General features: G+C 54.0%; 18 protein-coding genes. 7 read left to right on the top strand and 11 right to left on the bottom strand.

The window, feature by feature from the left end; all coding sequences use genetic code 11:
* Positions 1–143: 143 nt before the first annotated feature.
* Entirely contained in the window at positions 144–1,238 is a 1,095-nt protein-coding gene (locus B5D52_RS12880; protein ID WP_016148450.1) for a LacI family DNA-binding transcriptional regulator, read from the bottom strand.
* 563 nt (positions 1,239–1,801) lie between these two features.
* On the opposite strand from B5D52_RS12880, the gene B5D52_RS12870 reads away from it, so the two are divergent.
* The 3 genes from B5D52_RS12870 to B5D52_RS12860 are packed head-to-tail and all read left to right on the top strand — an operon-like array spanning position 1,802 to position 5,419.
* Positions 1,802–2,824 (top strand): substrate-binding domain-containing protein, encoded by a 1,023-nt coding sequence (locus tag B5D52_RS12870; protein WP_016148452.1) that lies wholly within the window; start codon positions 1,802–1,804, stop codon positions 2,822–2,824.
* 27 nt (positions 2,825–2,851) lie between these two features.
* A complete protein-coding gene (locus tag B5D52_RS12865) occupies positions 2,852–4,414 on the top strand; it encodes a sugar ABC transporter ATP-binding protein (protein ID WP_016148453.1) in 1,563 nt (520 codons plus the stop codon).
* Positions 4,415–4,435: 21 nt separating this feature from the next.
* Complete coding sequence (locus tag B5D52_RS12860) at positions 4,436–5,419, top strand: ABC transporter permease subunit (RefSeq protein WP_016148454.1); 984 nt, start codon at positions 4,436–4,438, stop codon at positions 5,417–5,419.
* 180 nt (positions 5,420–5,599) lie between these two features.
* Here B5D52_RS12860 and B5D52_RS12855 read toward each other — a convergent pair whose 3' ends face one another.
* Entirely contained in the window at positions 5,600–6,670 is a 1,071-nt protein-coding gene (locus B5D52_RS12855; RefSeq protein ID WP_016148455.1) for a LacI family DNA-binding transcriptional regulator, read from the bottom strand.
* Between the two features lie 488 nt (positions 6,671–7,158).
* Here B5D52_RS12855 and B5D52_RS12850 point away from each other — a divergent pair, with 488 nt between their 5' ends.
* From B5D52_RS12850 to B5D52_RS12840, 3 genes are all read left to right on the top strand, one after another.
* Complete coding sequence (locus B5D52_RS12850) at positions 7,159–8,595, top strand: MFS transporter (RefSeq protein WP_016148456.1); 1,437 nt, start codon at positions 7,159–7,161, stop codon at positions 8,593–8,595.
* 390 nt (positions 8,596–8,985) lie between these two features.
* Complete coding sequence (locus B5D52_RS12845) at positions 8,986–9,999, top strand: Gfo/Idh/MocA family protein (protein WP_016148457.1); 1,014 nt, start codon at positions 8,986–8,988, stop codon at positions 9,997–9,999.
* 22 nt (positions 10,000–10,021) lie between these two features.
* Positions 10,022–10,888, top strand: a complete 867-nt coding sequence (locus B5D52_RS12840) for a sugar phosphate isomerase/epimerase family protein (RefSeq protein ID WP_016148458.1) — start codon at positions 10,022–10,024, stop codon at positions 10,886–10,888.
* Positions 10,889–10,976: 88 nt separating this feature from the next.
* Here B5D52_RS12840 and B5D52_RS12835 read toward each other — a convergent pair whose 3' ends face one another.
* Positions 10,977–11,846 carry an AraC family transcriptional regulator gene (locus B5D52_RS12835; protein ID WP_016148459.1) on the bottom strand — a complete coding sequence of 290 codons (870 nt, stop codon included), beginning with the start codon at positions 11,844–11,846 and terminating at the stop codon, positions 10,977–10,979.
* Between the two features lie 182 nt (positions 11,847–12,028).
* Here B5D52_RS12835 and B5D52_RS12830 point away from each other — a divergent pair, with 182 nt between their 5' ends.
* Positions 12,029–12,949: a sugar phosphate isomerase/epimerase family protein gene (locus tag B5D52_RS12830; protein ID WP_016148460.1), complete on the top strand. Its 921-nt coding sequence runs from the start codon at positions 12,029–12,031 to the stop codon at positions 12,947–12,949.
* A gap of 105 nt (positions 12,950–13,054) precedes the next feature.
* Here the strand turns inward: B5D52_RS12830 and B5D52_RS12825 are convergent, their stop codons facing one another.
* The 8 genes from B5D52_RS12825 to B5D52_RS12790 all read right to left on the bottom strand — a co-directional run bounded on the left by B5D52_RS12825 (position 13,055) and on the right by B5D52_RS12790 (position 20,942).
* Positions 13,055–14,047 (bottom strand): putative PEP-binding protein, encoded by a 993-nt coding sequence (locus B5D52_RS12825; RefSeq protein ID WP_016148461.1) that lies wholly within the window; start codon positions 14,045–14,047, stop codon positions 13,055–13,057.
* Between the two features lie 68 nt (positions 14,048–14,115).
* Positions 14,116–14,823 carry a uroporphyrinogen decarboxylase/cobalamine-independent methonine synthase family protein gene (locus tag B5D52_RS12820; protein WP_147535131.1) on the bottom strand — a complete coding sequence of 236 codons (708 nt, stop codon included), beginning with the start codon at positions 14,821–14,823 and terminating at the stop codon, positions 14,116–14,118.
* A 268-nt stretch (positions 14,824–15,091) separates the two neighbouring features.
* A complete protein-coding gene (locus tag B5D52_RS12815) occupies positions 15,092–15,943 on the bottom strand; it encodes an AraC family transcriptional regulator (RefSeq protein ID WP_016148463.1) in 852 nt (283 codons plus the stop codon).
* Between the two features lie 204 nt (positions 15,944–16,147).
* On the bottom strand, positions 16,148–17,089 hold the full coding sequence (locus B5D52_RS12810; protein ID WP_016148464.1) for a creatininase family protein: 942 nt from the start codon (positions 17,087–17,089) through the stop codon (positions 16,148–16,150).
* A 99-nt stretch (positions 17,090–17,188) separates the two neighbouring features.
* Positions 17,189–18,229 carry a zinc-dependent alcohol dehydrogenase gene (locus B5D52_RS12805; RefSeq protein ID WP_016148465.1) on the bottom strand — a complete coding sequence of 347 codons (1,041 nt, stop codon included), beginning with the start codon at positions 18,227–18,229 and terminating at the stop codon, positions 17,189–17,191.
* A 36-nt stretch (positions 18,230–18,265) separates the two neighbouring features.
* Positions 18,266–19,036, bottom strand: a complete 771-nt coding sequence (locus tag B5D52_RS12800) for an MBL fold metallo-hydrolase (RefSeq protein ID WP_016148466.1) — start codon at positions 19,034–19,036, stop codon at positions 18,266–18,268.
* Positions 19,037–19,072: 36 nt separating this feature from the next.
* Entirely contained in the window at positions 19,073–19,930 is an 858-nt protein-coding gene (locus tag B5D52_RS12795; protein ID WP_016148467.1) for a 5-deoxy-glucuronate isomerase, read from the bottom strand.
* Positions 19,931–19,988: 58 nt separating this feature from the next.
* Positions 19,989–20,942, bottom strand: coding sequence for a hydroxyacid dehydrogenase (locus B5D52_RS12790; protein ID WP_016148468.1), 954 nt, complete (start codon positions 20,940–20,942; stop codon positions 19,989–19,991).
* Between the last annotated feature and the right edge of the window lies 1 nt (position 20,943).

Genomic DNA, 20,943 nt, shown 5'->3' with positions numbered 1-20,943 from the left:
TCGCCTAGCGCGCATTCCACTCTCGGATTTTGGCGCAAAAAAATTCACCGCAGAATCAGCATTCTACAGTGAGCAAATATAAAAATAAACGCATGCCGCAACGGCATGCGCTTTTATGTTTTCAGGGATGAACGACTGCAACGTCAGCTTTCCACGTGCAGAGAGACCGTTCGGCCTTCTGCGTCTGCACAGTCGCGCTCGGTAATGTTGTAGTGGAATTTGACCTCAATGTCGGTATACTGTACCGCCGGTTCCGGCTGTTTGCCGTCCAGCAGAAATTCGCGCAGATAGCGAATCGGCAGCGCACCCTGACTCTGCGCGTCCTGTCCGAGCACAAAATCCAGCACCTGACGGCGTGCCATGACCAGATTATGTGCAACCAGATCGTGCGCGATCACGCGAATCTTGCGCTGCATGCCCGTATGCGTCAGCGCACGGCACACCCCTTCGTATCCAGTCGAGGCGATATAAATACCGCTCAGTTCAGGTACGCGTTCCAAGGTGTCCAGCACAATCTGCTCAGCCAAATCCACACGATCTTCGCAATTCTGCACGGCAAGTTGGGTCAGATTGGGAAATTGCAGACTCAGCTCGTTGCAAAAACCGAAAACGCGCTCGTTATACGATTGGTGTACGGTTGTCGAACCGGTAATGACCAGCACGGTGGCAGGCTCGTGCCCCAGCAGAAGCCCCAACAGGCCAGCCGCGGTGCGTCCGGCCGCAATATTATCCTGTCCAACGTAGCACAGACGGTTAATCGCGGGTAAATCCGAGTTAAACGTGACAACCGGTATATGCAGCTCATCAATCACGCGAGTCAGTGCCTGCTGCACGTGCACATGTGCCAGCGGCGAGATGGCGAGTCCACCGACGTGCTCATTTTCCACCAGATCGTTGATTTTGAGCACCATATCCTCCGGGTCCATGCCCTTCATGGTGCGGAAAATGACCTGTACGCCAAGGCCAGCCGCTTCGGCTGCCTCCGCTTGACAGGCATAGAGCAGCGTCTGCATAAAGGCCGTCGGCGCAGAGTGCACGATCACACCGATTCGAATGGGATCGCGCGTGCGTACCAGCGCACGTCCTGCACGATTCGGTCGATATCCCTGTTCCTCCGCGACCCGTTTGATCCGCTCACAGACCTCCGGACGCACATTTCCTTTATTATTGAGCGCTCGATCTACCGTTCCACGCGATACGCCGCACAATTCTGCGATTTTAGCAATGGTAATTGGCAAGACAATCGTTCCTTTTCTTCAGATACTATAACCCCTTTAATTGTGTCATGGGATTTCGTACTCTTACTATAACACAGCCCGCCACGATGCGCAAATGCAAGAAAATACCGAAATTTTTGTATACTTTTTCCACTTTTCCGATCAATTTGTGCAAAATCGTCCGTCCGCGCTCTTCAAATCCGGTTCTTCCCAAGAATTCAACATTTTTACGCAATAAAACCCTGTAAAATTCACAAATAGATAAAGTTTTAACAATCTGTGCTCGTTCACAGTTGCGTGCGCACATTTACACAAACTCCTGTCTGCTTTGCTGAGAAACCAGTGCAAGCAGTTGGGCAGAATGACTGAGATTTATAACATTCTTGTCGGAATTGCATAAAAACAAAACGGATTCTCTGAGTAAAATGGAGAATCCACCAAAGGCTGATTGACAATCTCTGGCAGCGGTGATAAAACTAATATATCAAATCTGTGAACGAGCACAGTTCAGAAAAACCGGGTAAAATGCGCATTTACAGCAATCATTTTGCGCAAAAATCCCACAATCATAAGGAGGATTTGTTATGAAAAAGAGAAACGGTTTGGCAATGCTGCTGACAGGCGCAATGTTATGCGGAACACTGGCTGGCTGCGGCGGCGACACTTCCAGCGACACCGCTTCCACTGCTTCTACCGGCGAGGACGACGGCACCCTCAACATGACGCTCATTATGAGCCTGCGTGACGAGTTCCTGAGCGCACTTGAGACCGGTGCAAAGAACGCAGCGTCCGAAGTTGGCGTAAATCTGGCAACGCAGGACGCACAGAACGACACCAGCAAGCTCATTCAGTACATCGAATCGGCACGCAATGCAGGCGATGACGCCGTTCTGGTCAACCTGGTCGATGCCGAGACCGCACAGCAGTGCATCGACGCCGCTGGCGACATGAAGGTCGTTTTTGTCAACCGTGCACCGGCGGATACCTCCATTCTGAACGAAAACGCTGCCTTCGTCGGCTCGGATGAGATGACTTCGGGCGGCTATCAGGGTGATTTCCTGGCCGAGTACTTCACCGCACAGGGCAAGACCGATGTCAAGTACCTGATGCTGCAGGGTACGCTGGGTCTGGTACACACCGAGCAGCGCTCGGCATCGGTTATCCAGCACATGAAGGACGGCGGACTCAATCCGATCGAAGCCGCTGCTCCGCTGGTTGCCGACTACGACCGTGCAAACGCAATGGATATGATCTCCCCGCTGCTGAGCACGACCGAGTTTGACTGCATCATCGCAAACAACGATGCCATGGCACTCGGCGCTGTTGAGGCGATGAAGGCACAGGGCATGGACCCGACCTCCATCCCGATCGTCGGTATCGATGCAACCGTTGACGGCATTCAGGCCATCAAGGACGGCACGCTCGCAATGACCGTCTTCCAGGATCCGAACGGTCAGGGCATGGGCGCTGTCATGGCAGCTAAGAACATGATCGAGGGCAACCCCATCAACCAGGGCACCGATTACGAAGTCGATGACGAAAACGCCAACATCGTTTGGGTTCCCTTTGAGCCCGTTACCCCGGACAACGTCGCAGACTACGAATAATCCGACACCGTGGAAGGGACATGTTCCATGTCCCTTCCGCACTCCAAACCCGACATCACCGACAGGGAGGGAAACACAGTGAGTCAAGAATATATCCTGGAGATGACCGGCATCACCAAGGAGTTCCCCGGCGTGCGTGCACTCAAGGGTGTCGAGCTCAAGGTGCGCCCCGGCACCGTGCACACGCTCATGGGCGAGAACGGCGCGGGCAAATCCACGCTGATGAAGTGTCTGATCGGCATTCATCCACCCACCTCGGGCACCATCCTCTTCGAGGGCAAAGAAGTTCGCTTCAAAAACACTCTCGAAGCCCTGAACGCCGGTATTTCCATGATCCATCAGGAGCTATCCCCGGTCCCCGAGCGCAGCGTCTGTGAAAACCTGTGGCTTGGCCGCGCTCCGCGCAAGGGTCTGATCGTCGATCACAAGAAAATGCGCCGTGACAGCATCGAACTGTTCCAGCGTCTGAACCTGGACGTCGACCCGGATGAAAAAATGGGCAATCTGACCGTTGCAAAAATGCAGATGGTCGAGATTGCAAAGGCAGTCTCCTACGACAGCCGCATCGTCATTATGGACGAGCCGACCTCATCCCTGACCGACGCCGAGGTCGAGCACCTGTTCCGCATCATCGAAGACCTCAAGAAAAAGAACGTCGCCATCATCTACATCTCGCACAAGATGGACGAGATCTTCCGCATCTCGGACGACATCACCGTCTATCGTGACGGCGAATACATCGCGACCGATCGCGCCGAGAACCTCAACGTCGACAAGCTCATTCAGCTGATGGTTGGCCGCGAGGTCACCGACATGTTCCCCAAGGTCGATTGTCCCATCGGCGAAACCATCCTCAAGGTGGAGAATCTGGCCGCCGGACGTGCGGTTAAGAACGTATCCTTTGAGCTGCACCGCGGTGAGATTCTGGGCATGGCCGGTCTGGTCGGCGCGGGACGTACCGAGACCGCTGAAGCCATCTTCGGCATGCGCCGTATCACCGGCGGTAAGATCTACAAGGACGGCAAAGAGCTGCACATTAAGTCGCCTGAGCAGGCCATCGCAAACAAGATTGCCCTGCTCACCGAAGACCGCCGCGGCAACGGCATCGTCGGTCTGCTGAGCATCAAGGACAACACCGTCCTTGCCAGCCTCAAATCGTACGGTTTCCCGCTCCGGCATAAGAAAATGCGTGAGGACACCGAGGAATATGTCAAAAAACTCAACACCAAAACGCCCAGCATTGACACCCCGATTCAAAACCTGTCGGGCGGCAATCAGCAAAAAGTACTGGTCGGCCGCTGGCTGCTGACCAACCCGGATATTCTGATCGTCGACGAGCCTACCCGCGGTATCGATGTCGGCGCCAAGGCCGAGATTCACTCGCTCATCACCAAACTCGCCGGCGAGGGCAAGGCCATCATCATGATTTCGAGCGAGCTGCCCGAGGTCATGGGCATGTCCGACCGCATCGTCGTCATGCATGAGGGCGTGATGACCGCAATCGTAGACCGCAAGGATTTCTCGTCCGAGCTCATCCTCAAATACGCGACCAGCGAGCAGCCTTATGACCCGGCTGCGCAGCAGGATTAACCCAAAGGGGGAAAGGACACCATGCAAAAGACATTCAATTCCAAAAAATTCCTGTCACAGAACTCGATCTGGCTGGTGCTGCTCGCACTGGTCATCGTTATGAGTATCGCACAGCCCAGCTTTTTCTCGGTCGATAACCTATTGACCCTGCTGTCGGGCGAAGCGGTCAAGGGCATCATGGCCTTCGGCGTTATGTTCGCCATCCTGTCCAAGGGCATTGATCTGACCATCGGCGCATCGGCAGCGCTGGTCGCCTGTATCACAGCTTCGCTCGTGCAGCCCGCTGACTACGCCAATGCCATCCTGCCGGGCGTGGGCACGCTGCCCGCTCCGGTTGTCTTTCTGATCGGTCTGGCACTGGGTGCCGGTATCGGCGCGATCTACGGCGCAATCATCGCTTACACCAAGATTCCGCCTTTCATCGCAACCCTGGGCGCACAGCTCATCTGCCGTGCAAGCGCTAAAATCTACACCAACCGCCCGGTTTCCAACCTATCCGAGGACTTCCGCTATCTGGGTTCTGGCAAGATTGGCTCGTTCCCGGTTATCATCATCGTATTCTTCATCATGTTCGCCATCTCGGCATTCCTGCTCACCCAGACCCGCTTCGGCAAGAACGTATACGCCATCGGCGGCAACGATCAGGCCGCACGCGTCGCTGGTATCAACGTCGAAAAGAACCTGATTCTGGTCTATATCTGGTGCTCGGTCTGCGCTGCCATCGCCGGCATGCTGCTCGCCGGTCGTTCGGGTTCGGCTGACCCGGCAAACTCCGGTCTGAACTACGAGCTGGACGCCATCGCTGCCGCAACGGTCGGCGGTACCTCGCACACCGGTGGTATCTGCCGTGTTTCCGGTGTTCTGGCCGGTATTCTCATCCTGGGCGTTATCAACAACGGTCTGGTTATGCTCAAGGTCGACGACAATATGACCAATATCGTCAAGGGCCTGATCATCGTCGGTTCGGTTATTCTGGATATGCGCAAAAATGCACGCAAGGCATAATCGACCTCGATTTAAAATGCACGCAATTCCCTTCAGGGATTTCCCTGTTCCATTCCAATCCTTTCACAGCATTGTATCATCACCAAACAATCTACTTTCCACTCTCTTTTCACACCAAAAAGCGCCGGTTTCCGGCGCTTTTTGTTTTGCTCTGAAATCCAAAAAAATGTGCCCAAGCGATTATCGCTTGGGCACACTCTCCGGGCACATGGAACTTTCCAAATCACTGTTATACTTATTGCGGATAGCAATATCGGTGTAAATTAACGCATTCTGCGGGCGTCTCTTGTACGTCAGATAGTCATACAAGACATAGGGCGCACGGTATCCCTGCTCAAATGCCTTTTGATCGAGCACACAGCTTAAGCGATCTGATTGTAGCAGCTGCATGGTAATCTCATTTAAGTCAAAGGCAATGACCTTCACCTTACGTCTCAACCCCAGATCTTCGATTGCCTGACACACACCCTGTTGTCCATTCGCAGCAACATAAATGCCCGCTAAGTCCGGATTTGCGCGCAGCATATGGTGCGTGATTTCATAGGCATAATCATCTCGGTCAAAGCAGGGCTGGAATGGGAGGATCGTAATCTTACAATCGGTCTCCTGCTGCAAGGCTTCGCAAAACCCATTGAGTCGATTATTATGTGCCGTATTGCTCAGGTGCCCGGTCAGCGGGAAGACTTTGCTGCCAACCGGAATCATCTGGCACATCAGACTGGCAGCAGTCTGTCCCCCTCGGTAATTATTCATACCTATAAAACAAATACGCTTGCTTCCCGGAACATCGGAGTTAAACGTGACAACCGGGATATTTTGCTGATCGAGCTGGTCGATGCACTGGCGCAGCTCTGGTGTGTTATTGGGCGAAATCGCCAGTCCCTGCACGCCCTGCAAGACCAATTCTTCGATGCTTTCCAGCAAAAGTTCCTCATCCAGGCCGCGCAGTTCCCGGATGACAACCTCGACACCCGATGCACGCAGCTCATTGGCTGCCTGCTTGAGGCCTTCGAGTACGATCTTCATGGTAGGCGTCTCGGCCGACTGCAAAATCGCACCGATTTTGAAATCACGTTTGGTTCTCACCAACGCCTGTCCGATCAGATTGGGCTTATATCCTAATTCCGTTGCAATCCGGAAAATACGCGCTGCTACCTCCGGGTTGACGCGGCCGCGATTGTGCAGCGCACGATCTACCGTGCCGCGTGATACGCCCGCTAATTCCGCAATCTGCTGTGCAGTTACTGCCATGAGAGTCCCTCCTGCTATTTTCATGGTATGTTTAGTATATCATATTGCACGCACATTGAAAACGATATTTTTAATTAAAATTTGCATAAATCCATACAAAATCATAATATACAAAAACCGCTGGGCGATTTGTGCAAGATTGCACACTGAGAAGAACGCAAATGCACGCAAAAGTCCAAAACTATTTGTCTTTTTCACAATCGGGCGTGCGGGTTTTTGTCTCCTTCCACGAAAAAATTTTCCCGTACTTTTCGCCCCTTGAACGCGCACAAAAACAGTGATATCCTCTATATAGAAAGTAATTTACTCCCGAATATAATTGATCTGCTGTTTACAGATCAACGTAAAAGCTTTCTGTTGTGTTCTCGTGAACACACGAAAATGTTCTCTTCTTCACCTGGTGCTTCAGAGCATTGGCATTGGCTCTAAAGTGCAATCGACACGATCCCCGCAGCACACAATAAGGAATAAAAGAAGGAGTGTAACCAATGAAAGGCGGAATTGCAGAGCTTCTCAACTTTAAGCAGAAAAACAAAAACATGGACGAGTTTATCAAAGTTCCTGTCTCCGAGAAATTGGCATATTGCTTCGGTGACCCCGCGCTGACGCTGATGTACACCATGACATCTACGCTGCTGATCTACTTTTATACCAATGTCGTTGGTATTTCAGCCGGTGCCGTTGGTATGATCATGCTCATCTCACGTATTTTTGACGGCTTTTCTGATGTCGCAATGGGTACCATCATCGATCGCACGCACTCCAAATACGGAAAAGCCCGCATTTGGATCCTGCGTTTAGCCGTACCTTATGCCCTTGCCGCCGTACTGCTGTTTACCATGCCGGACGTCGGTAATCTGGGTAAAATCCTTTACGCATTCGTTACCTATAACTTAATGAACACGGTGGTCTACACCGCCATCAGCCAGCCGTTCCATGCGCTCGGTTCTCTGATGACACGCGACCGCCGCGACCGCGACACGATCAGCAATATCCGTATGATGCTGTCGATCACCGCAAGCATGATTATTACCGCTTTCACGCTTCCGCTGATTAACTATGTTGCCGATATCACCGGCAAGGAACAGCTGTCTTGGATTCTGGTCACCAGCGGCTATGCAATCGTCTCGGTTTTTGTTCTGCTTAACACCTATTCCACCTGTACCGAACGTGTTCAGGCCGCTCCGCAGACCAAAAAGGAAAACATCCCCTTCTGGACATCTTTCAAAATCACCTTCACCAACCGGTATTTCCTCATCGCCCTGGGCTTGATGATCACTTACACCGCGTACCAGGTCATCATTGGTACCGACCTGACGTATTACTGCCAGTACGTTCTGGGCGATGCCAATCTGGTTATGCCGCTGTCTTCTGCGGAAAAGGTCTGCACCATCATTGGCATTGCGCTGCTGCCCAAGCTGCTGCCGCGCTACGGCAAGCGTAATCTGATCTGCTTTGGCTGTGCACTGGGTGTCGTCGGTCAGCTGCTCTTCCTGCTGAACATCACCAGCGTTCCGCTCGGTGTCGTCTCGTGCATCATCCGCGGTTTTGGTATTGCACCGTTCTACGGCGTACAGTACTCTCTGCCCGGCGATGCCATCGAATATGGTCACTGGAAGCACGGTCTGCGTGTAGAAGGTCTGATGTTCTCTTCTATGAGCATGGGACAGAAGGCCGGTTCGGGCTTCACTTCGGCAATCATGGGCGGCATTTTGTCTATGGCTGCATTTGACGGCCTGAAGGCGACCGCTGCCGAGCAGACGATTGAAGCAATCGCTACGATCAAGGCATTCTATCTCTATGTCCCGATCGCGCTGTGGGTCATCATGTTCCTGATCGCCGCTTGCTATAAGCTGGACAAGACCTATGACAAAATGATGCGTGAATTGCTCGCACGCGAGGGCAAGGGCGCAGAAGTGCACTAACCGCACGTTTTCATATCCGTCCAAGCGCACCAGCCGGTGTGTTTGGACGGATTTTTTTATGTTCTGATCCCCTGCGTTCATTTTTAAAAATGCACGCATATTTGTTGTTAGATTCCACAAAAACGCACGCCATTCATCTCGCATACAGCACAATTTCCTCATCTTTGCCGACTGCTTTTGTGTTGTTTGCACAGTTTTATTTTGAATTTTTGTGGATTTTATCGATATTTCGGTGTTGTGTTCTCGTGAACGCAGTGTTATAATCATCTCGAAGAAGAAAACAAGCAGTGAACGCAATATTCTCTATTGTTCTGCGGCAGCCCGCCAAACTGCACGCAGCAAACACAAACACCCACCACAATCTGAAACTTTAATTTGGAGGTATTTCTTATGTCCCTGAAAATCGCTCTCATTGGCTGCGGCATGATCGGCCGCGAACACATCGAACGCATCCAGAACCGTATCCGCGGTGCACAGGTTGTCGCTGTATGCGATGTATTTGAGGAAGGTGCAAAGAAGGGCGCCGAGATCGCCGGCACAGGCACCAAGGTTTACACCGATTTCCACGAGGCAATCAACGATCCCGAGGTTAACGCAGTTGTCGTCACCACCCCGGGTGCATTCCACAAGGAGCCGGTCATCGCAGCTATTCAGGCTGGCAAGCCGGTATTCAGCGAGAAGCCGCTGGCAAACACCGCTGCTGACTGCAAGGAGATCGTCGACGCCGAGATGGCTGGCGGCAAGCATCTGGTACAGGTTGGCTTTATGCGCCGCTACGACCGCGGCTACCGTCAGGTCAAGGAGCTGCTCGACTCGGGCAAGTTCGGTGCACCGATGGTCATCAAGTGCACCCACCGCGCAGACGGCGTTGCTCCTGACTACACCACCGCAATGGCTGTCACCGACACCGCAATCCATGAGATCGACGTTCTGCCGTGGCTGGTAAACGACGAGTGGGACGAAGTACAGTGCATCATGCCCAAGACTTCCTGCAAGGCACACGAAGGTCTGAAGGACCCCCAGGTCATGATTATGAAGACCAAGGGCGGCATCGTAAACATCCTGGAAGTCAACGTAAACTGCGGCTTCGGCTACGACATCAACTGCGAGGTTGTATGTGAAAACGGCGTTGTCAACCTGCCCTGCCCGTCCTTCCCGACCGTTCGCTACGCAAACAATGTTTCCACCAAGATCGAAGACAACTGGATTCTGCGCTTCATCGACTCCTACGACGTTGAGATTCAGGATTGGGTCGATCATGCAGTCAAGGGTGAGACCGGCGGCTCGTCCGCATGGGACGGCTATGTCGCATCCATCACCGCTGACGCACTGGTCAAGTCTCAGACCTCCGGCACCTTCGAGAAGGTTGTCACCGGCGGCACCCCGGATTTCTACAAGAAGTAAAATTTGAAAGGAAGAACCTGTCATGAAAATCGGATTTAACGAAGGCTGCAACCGTTTCTGCGAAAACCACTCTGTACTCGAAGACCTCGACCTGTGCGAGAAGTACGGATTTGACTACATCGATATCCAGTCTGAATGCCTCGACCGCGAAATCGCGGCTGGCAAGTACACCATCGACGACCTGGCTGCATGGTTTGCCGATCCGGCACACAAGCTGCGCATGCTGTCCTACAACGCACTGGTATTCTTCAACATGAAGCAGACCCAGGAAGAAAAGGACGCTGTCATGGCAAAGCTCGACCAGATCATCGCAGACTGCCTCAAGCTGCAGTGCAAGATGATCGTCGTTGTTCCCTCCATGGACCTGCCCGTACACGCAACGCTGGATGACATCCGTGCTGACGCTGTCGCTGTCCTGCGCGAGATGGTTAAGAAGGTTGAGCCGCACGGCATCAAGCTGTCGCTCGAGTTCTGCGGCTGCCCGACCATGTCCATCAACCGCTTCGAGGATGCTTACGCAATCGTACAGGAAGTCAACCACCCGCTCGTCGGCATCACCCTCGACCAGTACCACTTCCATGCAATGGCTTCGGGCTGGGATGCACTGGAGAAGGCCGACGGCAAGAAGATCTTTGTATGGCACCTCAATGGCATGGAGAACATGCCCTGCGGCGCAGCATACAACAACGACGAGAAGCGTCTGTGGCCGGGTGAGGCTGGCGACTGCCTGGATCACAAGCGCTATGCAGATACGCTCAAGAAGATTGGCTTCGAGGGTGATGTGTGCACGATGGAAGTCTTCCGTCCGGACTACTACAAGCTGTCCAATGAAGAGAACATCAAGAAGGCTGCCGAAGTCACCCGCGCACACGTTGCAAAGTACTGGTAACTCTTTTTTCTTCTATCTACTACCTATTCACAAAAGCAGACAGGTACATCGAACACGATGTACCTGTCTGCTTTTTGCTGTATTTTGATTAAATGGGATATTTACGGAACAGTCCGGGTGAAATTCCGACATGCTTTTGAAAGCTGTGGATAAAGTTTTCCTCACTGTTATAGCCGATCTGATAGGCAATCTCCTTAACCGACTGCCGGGTGGAAGTCAGCAGATATTTGGCCTTGTCGATGCGCCGCAGAACGATATATTCATAGGGTGAATAGCCTGTGCGTGCCTTAAACTGACGGGAAAAGTGCGAAGGGCTAAGGTTGACCGCCTGCGCAACCTGCTGCACGCTCAGCGACTCAAACAAGTGCTGGTTCATGTAGCGGATCGACCGCGCGATGCTGTCATCCGGGTTCTGCGCCGAGGTCTGTTCTCCGAGCAGCAAAAGACACAGCAGGCGGTGAATCATCTGCGAGCAGTCGGCCTCGCTGGGCGGCTCGTCCGCCGCGCAGCCGCTGAGCAGACCGTCTAAAATCTGCGGAATCTCTGACCCGGCAGGCAGCGAAAAACACGGTCGGCCTCCGTGTCCGTGCAGAATGCGTCGGTAATATTCGCGCACGTTCAGACCGTTAAACAGCAGCCAAGTAAACTCCAGACCGTCCGATGCCGTGTAGCGGTAAGGGTTGCGGCAATCAAACAGAACTACCTGTCCGGCACCGCTCAAAACCGTTTTGCCCGACAGGGTCAATTCCATCGCACCCGCCTGGATGAGAAACAACATAATATTTCGGTTGTGGTCGCCCTCCTGAGCAATCTCCGAGCTGTGACTAAAGGAATAGCGGTGATCGCAGAAATAATGACCGCAGCGTGTCGGATAATAAAAAAGTTCGCGTGCAAGCGAAGAAGGGGTGAAAAAATAGCGTTCCGAGCGCTGAGAGACGCCGGCCTCGGCTATCAACATAACGATCGCCTCCTTAGTTTTATCATACCCGAAGGGTCAAAAAATCGCAAGCACAAAACAGCAGGATTTCGCAGGTTTTGGGTGGTTTGCATCATTGGAAATCAGAGGCAGGTATCGTATAATAAAGCCAACATAAGTAACCAAAGCAGGTTCAATCTTACCAGAAAAGGAGCGGATTCTATATGAAAATCGCCTTTGACGTTGACGTACTCGCCAAGCAGATGCCCATTCGCGAGTATGTGCACAAAGTCGCAGACTGGGGATACAAATACATCGAGCAGTCCCCCCACCCGCGCATCAACCCCTTCTACAAGCATCCGCTGTTCTCCGAAGAGTGTGAGCAGGAATACCGTCAGGCACTCAAGGAAACCGGTGTGGAAATCTCCTCGTTTATCGTCGTCTATCGCTGGTCCGGCCCGACCGAGGAACAGCGTCAGCATGCAGTTGCAAACTGGAAGCGTATGATCGAGATTGCGGTCAACATGGGTGTTCCGGTCATCAACACCGAGTTCTCCGGCGATCCCAACCAGCAGGAAATCTGCAACGGCATGTTCTACAAGTCCATGGAAGAGCTGCTGCCCATCATCGAGCGTGAGGGCATCCGCGTTGAGATCCAGTCCCACCCCTACGACTTCTGCGAGCTCAACGACGAGACCTGTGATATCGTCAAGTCTTTCCGTTCCAAGAACCTCGGCTATGTCTATTCCGCATCGCACGGCTTCTTCTACGATCAGGGCAAGGGCGATGTGCGCCACATGCTCAAGTATGCAGGCGATGAGCTGACCCATGTATTGCTGGCCGATACCTGGAACCAGACCAAAGACTGCCGTTACATCCTGAATCCGCCCTGGCTCAACAGCCGCGGCCGCGCTGATGTCACCATCCACCAGCACACCGCTATGGGCGAAGGCGAGGTTGACTTCGACGGCATCTTCGAAACCCTGCGCGAGATGGACTTCGCAAACAAGCAGCTGAAGCCCAACGCGCCCAAGGTTGGCGGCGACAACATCATCTGCGTCTCTTATTTCGGCTTCCCGGAAAAGATGGACAAGCAGGCTCCCGAAGCACTCGAGCGCATCCAGCACGAGCTGTTAGGCAAATAAACTCTACTTCTTCACCAAAAAAGCACCGCGATTGTCAGGCAGTCGCGGTGCTTTTTCATGTCTGAAATTGTCTCGATATCAGAGGTTTTCTACCTCGCTGCCGCTTTATTGACTCACCATATCCTCACCCGTCATTTCTTCGCTGTCATCCAGCCAGTTTGGAAGCACGGCAGGCAAAACAATGAAGTCAAAGCCGTTTTCCTCGCAATATTTACAGCTCTTTTCATTGGTGACCGGCTGTCCGCTCACACCGACCTCACAGTTCGGATGTTTTTTGCGGATATCGGCCAATCCCATCAACAACAGCGAGCCCACTGCCACGGTGTCCAGCTGGCGGAACGGACTCTGCTCAATAAGTTTGAGCTCCAAATAGCGGTTGATGACCCGTCGGGTGTCCTGCCAGTCCATACCATACAGCATTTGTGTCAGCTCCATGGTATCAAACACGACAAAGTCCACATATCCGGCAATCTCTCCGGCAACGCAGGCTGCGCGCGGTGTGGACAGCTCGGCGCCAATCTTGACCTGAAGTGCCGGGTAGCCCTGTGCTACGCGGGCAATTCTGTCCTTCATCGTCCGGGTCTCCTGTGCGCTGGTGACAAAGGGAATCAGGATGTCAATGCGATCGCCGCCCCGTTCGGTGACCGCGCCGAACAGTGCGCGTAGCTGCATATCCAGCAGCGCATCGTACTCGATGGCCATACGGCAGCCGCGCATGCCCAGTCTGGGATTGAACTCGAGCAGCATCTGCACGCGCTGCTCCAGCTCGGCCTCGCTGACCCCAAAATGACGCGCACGCCGTGCACCGCACTCGGTACCCACATGCGGAAGGAAGGTATTGAGCGGTTCTCCCAGCAGACGGGCAATCACTCTGTGCTTACAGTGCTCCAGATAGGTTTTCCAGTGCTTTTTCTGCCGCTGTTCCCACTGTGCAATCCATTCGGCCTGCTCCTGATCTTCCTGGAACAGCAAAATCTGCTGAAAGCGTTCCCGCTGCTGCTCCTCCTCCAGCAAAACCGATTCGCTGCGCAGCAGAACATCCTGCTCGGCAAGCAATTCATCTTCCTCTACATGCTGCATCCACACCATGCGCTTCATTTGGGTCAAACTCCTTTCAATTTTTTATTCTCTTTTGTGGCTCTGCCAGCACGTTCCCGCGCTGCGCATCAGACACATGTTGTTGTACCTTTTTTCAGGCTGTCCCACTGGCCTTGGGTCACCGACAGCAGTTCCAGCTCATCCTGAATAAACTGCCGGCAGTCTTCCAGCTCCTGTGCAAACGGCTCGGTTTTGCCGCTCGGAATCCATGCGTCAAACCCGATTTCGGCAAAGTCCGCCGCCAGCGGATAAGACGCCGCGCAGCAGCGATACCAGATCTTGATTTCCGGGTAGGCACGCTTGATGCGTCTGACCAAAAACTGCTGTGCAGATTTGAGCAATGTCCGAAAAACTGCCGGTCTGAGCGGCGGCAGGCCGGACTTTCCAAATGGATCGGAAAACAGCAGCACCTCGGGCCGAATCTGCATCACCTGCAAGGTCTGCACAATGGCATCGGCCTTGCGGATGGCGTAGCGCTCGCACAGCTCGCGCATCAGTTCGGGTTCGGTGACGACACGGATGAAAAATTCATCCTCACCCAGCACGGCCAGCGGCATCGCATAGGTGCAGCCCGCGTTCCAGATCACCCGCTTATCATCCTCCCGGCATTCTGCCACCTCTTTGGCAAACTGCGCCTGACTGGCAAGTTCGGGCTCGTGAAATAATTCGTCCAAATGCTGATACAGTGTGGTGGTTGATTTGATCTGCTTTTCGTATGCAGGCTCTGCCTGATTGAAGTTCAGCAGGCAGTACGGCCGCTGTGCTTGTTTTTCCATCTTTATGTCTTTGTTCATCTATTTCACCCAATTCTGCATAAAGCATATACATGTTCCAGTATCAGCCGAAAAAGTGCCAACTCAAAACACGACCTGCTTTTTTGCCTTTTTCCCATGTAATCGACGGTCTTTGACGCGCTGTGCGCTGCATTTCGGAACATCCTGTGCGTATGTGCGACAGTCTTTCCCCGGTCTGCAAGCCCACACAAATAAAAAAATTCTGCCCATTCCGATCCGCGCGTTGGATCACATGGGCAGAACGACGCTGTCAGGAGTTGAATGTTGCATTTTGGCATCGCTGTTGTGCGCGAAATGCCGACGGTGACAGACCCAGCTGCTTCTGGAAGGCATGGTTGAGCGCCGCAGCCGTCTGATATCCGCACGTCTGTGCGATATTCTTGACCGACTGATTGCTGAACAGCAGCAGCTTTTTGGCGCAGGCGATGCGCTGGACGGTCAGGTACTCATGCGGCGGCATGCCGTATTGCCGTCCGAACATCCGAATGAAATGGTAGACACTCATCCCGTGCAGCTCTGCCACATCGTTGACCGAAATGTCCTTCATATAATTTTCCCGGATGTACGCGGCAGCGCGCATGATGTGGTTTGCCGGTCTGTATTCCTTCTCCTGCAATTCTTCGAGCAGGTCACCCAAAAAGCGGTGCACTGCGACCGAGACACTGTTCTCTAAATAATGATCGGCTTGCAGCAGGCCGAACAGTCCCAAAAATGCCTGACAAGCCAGGCCGTCCGGCTGCTCGATCACGCATTTTTCCATTCTCCGTCTGAGCTGTGCCGCATAGGCAAAAACAGCATTGCCCTGGATGTGCACCCAGCGCAGACTCACCGGCTGTCTGGAAAAATAGCTGTGCGGCCGTCGGCAGTCAAGCAGCACGATCGATCCCGCCGGCGCTGTCATCAGTTCGCCGCCCAGGCATACGGTCAGTTCGCCCTCTGTCACGTAGATGACCAGCAGGCTCTCCATCCGTTCCCGCTCAATCCGATAATCGCTGACGCGATGGTATTCTCCCGCCATCTTGACATAAAACAGGTTTTCCCGCGCAAATAAAGACGGATCATGCACATAGGTGCGGGTCTTTAATGGTTTTCTGTCCTGCATTGTCATCCTCCTGTTTGATCTCGCGTGCATCCTGATGCCATAAGCCTCGACGCAAATGTTATGAAATAATGTGCCGGTGCAAATCAGTCACTTGACACCGGCACATTACATAGGGATTGTTAGAAAGCAATGTGCTGCCGTACGGCAACACATTGCTTTACGGAGAGAAAAGGGTTGGTTTGTGAATATGAAGGGGTAATAAACTTACTTGTTGTAGTACAGCGGACGGCCCTTCGCGTCGTGATCCTTGTCGAAGGTGGGGTAAGCGCCGCCGTTGAAGCCGTTGAAGCCGAGCGGGTTGCGGAAGCCCAGCGGATTTACGCCAACCGGATGCTTCTCGAGCAGGTCCTTAATGAATGCGCTGTAGCCCTCTACGACCTTCTCTACCAGAGCGTCGCCCTTCTCCTTGCTTGCCTTGGTCGGGTTGCCGATGACACCGTAATCCAGGTCGTCCTTCTCCATCAGAGCGAAGGTACCATCGAAATGATAGAACTGGAAGGGATGAGACATCTCGCCCGGTGCCTTCTTCCACTTGCCGTCTACCAGGGTGGTGCCGCCGCCATCGATTGCCAGATCCATGTGTACCAGATCGCCGTACAGGGACAGTGCCATAGAGGTCTCAGCCTCGTCTGCATGCCACATGTAGTCGGACAGAACGTCCTTGTTGTCGCCCAGGAAGTCGTACCAGGTGGAAGCTACGGTGAAGTAACCCTCCATGCCCAGCTTATGAACCGCCGGAATGAAGGAGCTGTCCTGACCGTGAGCAACCAGCAGGATGAACTTGTTGTAGCCTACGTTGGAAGCGCCAGCGATGATGTCATGGATCAGAGCCATGTTGGTCTCATAGTTGAGTGCGATGGTAGCAGGCATGCCCATGTGCATGTAGGGATGGCCGCCGTACATCGGGCAGGGCAGAACGGTTGCGCCGGACTTCTCAGCGACCTTCTTTGCCAGGCAGATTGCGTTGAAGCTGTCCAGACCGTTGGGGCAGTGCGGGCCGTGCTGCTCGATTGCGCCCAGAGGCAGGATTGCTACGTCGTTGACTTCTCTTGCATAGTCAATGTTTACAGGTGCAGTGTTCTGATCGAAGAACACGGAATCTCTCTTATACAGCTTGAACTCGGTCTGCTTCTTCAGTTCGCTCATAATCGTTGTTCCTTTCTTTGTGCCGCTTGCGCGGCGATCTTTGGTTTTTGAGATGTTTTTTTAATGGAGATGTTTGTATGGATTCTTTGATTTATCGGATCACGGCTTCAGAAGAATCTTAATCCGCATTTCCTTCTTTGCACGTACCATCTTGACTACGTCATCCAGCTCCTCAAGGGGCTTTACGTGGGTGATGAGCGGACGGACGTTGAGCTTGCCCTCGGCCATGTAGCCCAGGACGGTGTTAAAGGTGTTGGGGCTTGCCAGGGTGCCAATGAGCTCTGCATCCTTTGCAATCGTCGCGTTGAGCATGGCTGCGACTTCATCGCCGTTGTACCAGCTTACCATAACGATGCGGCCGCCCGGCTTGAGTGCCTTGATGGCCTGATTGAGTGCGGTCTTGTTGCCCGAAGTCTCAATGATGATCAGCGGGCCCTCGCCCTCGGTCAGTTCCTTGGCACGCTCTGCAACGTCCTCACGATGGTAGTTGATGACATCGCTGACGCCGCATTCCTTTGCGATCGCCAGCTTTTCATCCCAGCTGCCTGCCATGATGACACGGCGTGCACCCTCGATGTTGGCGAGCTGTGCAGCCAGCTGGCCGATCGGGCCGTCGCCAATGACCAGAACCTGTGCGCCTGCCGGGATGCGTGCGCGGCGGACCGCGTACTCTGCCGTGCCTGCCGGCTCAGCCAGTGCTGCCTCTTCCAGGCTCAGGTTTTCCGGAACCTTGTAAACGTGACGCTGCGGTACTGCAATGTACTCAGCAAACGCGCCCTGACGGTTGCGGTAAGAACCAACTACCTCACGGTTGGGGCACAGGTTGTAGCGTCCCTCGCGGCAGTAATCGCACTCGCCGCAGCCCAGACTGACGTCCGAGGTGATCTGGTCGCCGACCTTCAGGTCGCGCACCTTGCTGCCAACGGCAACGATCGTACCTGCCCACTCGTGACCGGGCACGAGCGGATAGGTGGTATTTCCGTTTTTGATATGTACCATCTCACCGGTCAGCAGTTCGATATCGGTCGCACAGAAGCCTGCATAGGCAATCTTTGCGATGACCTCATCGTCCTTGCATACCGGCATCGGAATGTCCGATACCTCGATGGTCTCCGGCGCCATAAAACGAATCGCCTTCATTGTAAAATCCTCCTTATGTGTTGCACAACACGAAACTCAGGCCTCTCGCGCAAGCAGCAGCATTTCTCCCTGCCGCATACAAACCGGCTCGCAATCTCCGATTTTCTTCAAAAATTCGCTGAAGACCCACGGTGCACCGCCATGCTCGGTGAATGTCCAGAAATGACAGGGAATGGCGATGGATGCGCCGACCAGATTGGCCGCCTCTGCGCCCTCCCAGGCTGTCATGTTGCCGAATGCACCGTTGATGGACAGGGCTGCGACTTCCGGCCCGAAGGCTGCAACCTCTTTGCACAGGTCGGCATGGAAGGCGGTGTCGCCCGAGAAGTACAGGCGATGCCCGCCCATCTCAACGAGCAGTCCGATTGCATCGGGCGCCATGGTGCCATGGTCGGCCCGGCAAGCGGTAATGGTGATGCCGGGGAAGGTAACCGTGTCCCCGACACACAGCTTTCTGCGGTGATCGTGAGCGATGTCCAGCTTATCCATCTCCTGCTGGCAGCTTTCCGGCCCGAGAAAGATTGTCTTCCCATTGCGCGCGATCACCGGAATGGCATCGTAATCGAAATGATCAAAATGCGTATGGGTCGTAATGTAATAATCGGGATGAAACGCCTCAGGAGAAAGCATCATGGGCGAAATACGCTTGAAGCCGCGGATGCGTTCCCCGCAATTTGTCAGGTAGGGGTCGATCGCGAGCTGCTGCCCCAGACTGTCGACCAGCAGAAATCCTGCCTGCCCCAGCCAGAACAATGCCAGCTCACCTTCTCTTACTTGACATGCACGAATTTCTTCCGCGAGGCTCATTGCCTTTCCTCCCTCCGTACCGTTCGGCACTTTTAATCAATACAGGCAGCCTTCGAGCCAGGAATAACGCTCGTCAAACTGCACCTTATACTGCTTGCACGGACCAGCCAGGCCCCACAGCAGGTATGCAGTCGAACCGGGCAGCGCAACCGTGGTGTGATAGCCAACCGGCAGCGCAACTGCGGTATTGTCGGACTCGATCACGTTGACCTCATCCCAGATCTTCTCGTTGTCTGCGGTCAGATCGTAGCCATGCTGCATCAGGCCGCCCTGGCCGCTCTCCGAACCGGACTTCACCTGGAAGGAGAAGATCTCGTCGAGTACGCACTCCTTGCCCTCGATCTGGTAGTCGTGGCGATGTGCGGGGAAACCAATCCAGCCGCCCGGTACGGAAACCGACTCGCCGACGATCAGCAGGCGGGTGATGTCGCCGTTGTGCTTACCCGGCTGACCGAAGATGTAACGGTACTTTCTCTTGTAGATGTACTCGCCCGGCTCGCCTTCCTCGACGTTCTCCGGCGGGCAGAAGTACGGTGCATTGCCCTCTTCGCAGTAAGCGGTGAAGACACGTGCCTCCATGCCGTTCTCCGAGTACAGGCGAACGCGTGCGCGCGGAGGTGCATAGAAAGCGGTCGGCAGATCGTCGTATACGTTGCCGCGTACGCCCTTCTCGCCGTCGATAACGGTCTTGCCGTCGTACTCTACGGTTACGGTGAAGTCACCGCTCTGCAGTACGACTGCATGCTCCTCGCCGACTACCTCGTATTCAAAGGTCTGGCCAGCCTTGAGCAGGATGCGGCCAAAGCCCATAAACTTCATCTCAGAGTTGCCCTTGGAAATGACCGACTCATAGCCGTTCAGATCCTGAAAGCGATATACCTTAGTAAAAGACATCTTTCTGTTCTCCTTCCATGTATTTTGGAAACGTATTATGTTCTTTTTTAAATTTAACTTACTTTTCGAGTACTTCGCGGTTGACCGGGAACTCGGGACGGCGGCCTTCCAGATAATCGACCAGTCCCTGTGCGCTGTCCATCGCCATTGCACGCAGTGCGTTGTCGCTCAGCGCGGCATTGTGCGGGGACAGGACGACGTTGTCCAGTGCAAACAGTGCGTTGTCTGCTGCGGGCGGCTCCTGCTCGAAGACATCGAGCGCTGCACCGGCGATTTCCTTCGCCTTCAGCGCCTCGATCAGCGCCTCCTCATCGACGACCGGACCGCGGGAAACGTTAACCAGCCATGCGGTCTTCTTCATCTTGGCAAACTGTTCGCGGCCCATCATGTGACGGGTGGAGTCGAGCAGCGGGGTGTGCAGGCTGACAAAATCACTCTCAGCCAGCACGGTATCCAGGTCTACCAGCTCTACGCCCAGCTCCTTTGCACGCTCTTCGGTGACAAAGGGGTCGGATGCCAGAATGCGAACCGAAAAACCGGACAGCTTCTTAGCCAGCAGCGAGGAGATACGGCCGAGGCCGACCAGACCGATGGTCTTGCCTGCAAGCTCGGTGGTGACGAACTCGTTGCGGCGTGCAAATCCGCCTTCGCGGGTCATGCGGTCGAGCTGCGGAATGAACTTGGATGCTGCCATCAGCAGTGCCAGACCGTGCTCTGCAACCGCGTTGACGTTTGCAAACGGTGCATTGACGACCAGGATGCCGCGCTCGGTTGCGCCCTTGACGTCAATGTTGTCTACGCCGATGCCGTGCTTGGCAACTGCGCGCAGCTTGGGCAGCTTGTCCATCATCTCTGCGGTAATGCGTGCCGAGCGCACCAGAATGGCGTCGCAATCCTGTGCCTGGCGGACGATCTCATCGGGATCGACCGAAGTACCCTGTACGACGGTCACATGCTCGCCCATCATGGCAACGGCATCCGCATGAATCTTTTCAGTCAGAAAAATCTTCACG

It is taken from the genome of Butyricicoccus pullicaecorum DSM 23266 (assembly GCF_900167005.1).
Taxonomy (GTDB): Bacteria; Bacillota; Clostridia; order Oscillospirales; family Butyricicoccaceae; genus Butyricicoccus; species Butyricicoccus pullicaecorum.
The sequence above is the reverse complement of the archived record's forward strand: the minus strand, read 5'-3'. Positions and strand labels throughout refer to the sequence as shown.

Coding starts and splice junctions, on each gene's coding strand:
- B5D52_RS12795 (WP_016148467.1), bottom strand. CDS start 19,930: ATGTCTTTTACTAAGGTATATCGCTTTCAGGATCTGAACGGCTATGAG.
- B5D52_RS12810 (WP_016148464.1), bottom strand. CDS start 17,089: ATGAGCGAACTGAAGAAGCAGACCGAGTTCAAGCTGTATAAGAGAGAT.
- B5D52_RS12830 (WP_016148460.1), top strand. CDS start 12,029: ATGAAAATCGCCTTTGACGTTGACGTACTCGCCAAGCAGATGCCCATT.
- B5D52_RS12840 (WP_016148458.1), top strand. CDS start 10,022: ATGAAAATCGGATTTAACGAAGGCTGCAACCGTTTCTGCGAAAACCAC.
- B5D52_RS12835 (WP_016148459.1), bottom strand. CDS start 11,846: ATGTTGATAGCCGAGGCCGGCGTCTCTCAGCGCTCGGAACGCTATTTT.
- B5D52_RS12825 (WP_016148461.1), bottom strand. CDS start 14,047: ATGAAGCGCATGGTGTGGATGCAGCATGTAGAGGAAGATGAATTGCTT.
- B5D52_RS12870 (WP_016148452.1), top strand. CDS start 1,802: ATGAAAAAGAGAAACGGTTTGGCAATGCTGCTGACAGGCGCAATGTTA.
- B5D52_RS12850 (WP_016148456.1), top strand. CDS start 7,159: ATGAAAGGCGGAATTGCAGAGCTTCTCAACTTTAAGCAGAAAAACAAA.
- B5D52_RS12800 (WP_016148466.1), bottom strand. CDS start 19,036: ATGAGCCTCGCGGAAGAAATTCGTGCATGTCAAGTAAGAGAAGGTGAG.
- B5D52_RS12865 (WP_016148453.1), top strand. CDS start 2,852: ATGTCCCTTCCGCACTCCAAACCCGACATCACCGACAGGGAGGGAAAC.
- B5D52_RS12845 (WP_016148457.1), top strand. CDS start 8,986: ATGTCCCTGAAAATCGCTCTCATTGGCTGCGGCATGATCGGCCGCGAA.
- B5D52_RS12820 (WP_147535131.1), bottom strand. CDS start 14,823: ATGGAAAAACAAGCACAGCGGCCGTACTGCCTGCTGAACTTCAATCAG.
- B5D52_RS12860 (WP_016148454.1), top strand. CDS start 4,436: ATGCAAAAGACATTCAATTCCAAAAAATTCCTGTCACAGAACTCGATC.
- B5D52_RS12855 (WP_016148455.1), bottom strand. CDS start 6,670: ATGGCAGTAACTGCACAGCAGATTGCGGAATTAGCGGGCGTATCACGC.
- B5D52_RS12815 (WP_016148463.1), bottom strand. CDS start 15,943: ATGCAGGACAGAAAACCATTAAAGACCCGCACCTATGTGCATGATCCG.
- B5D52_RS12805 (WP_016148465.1), bottom strand. CDS start 18,229: ATGAAGGCGATTCGTTTTATGGCGCCGGAGACCATCGAGGTATCGGAC.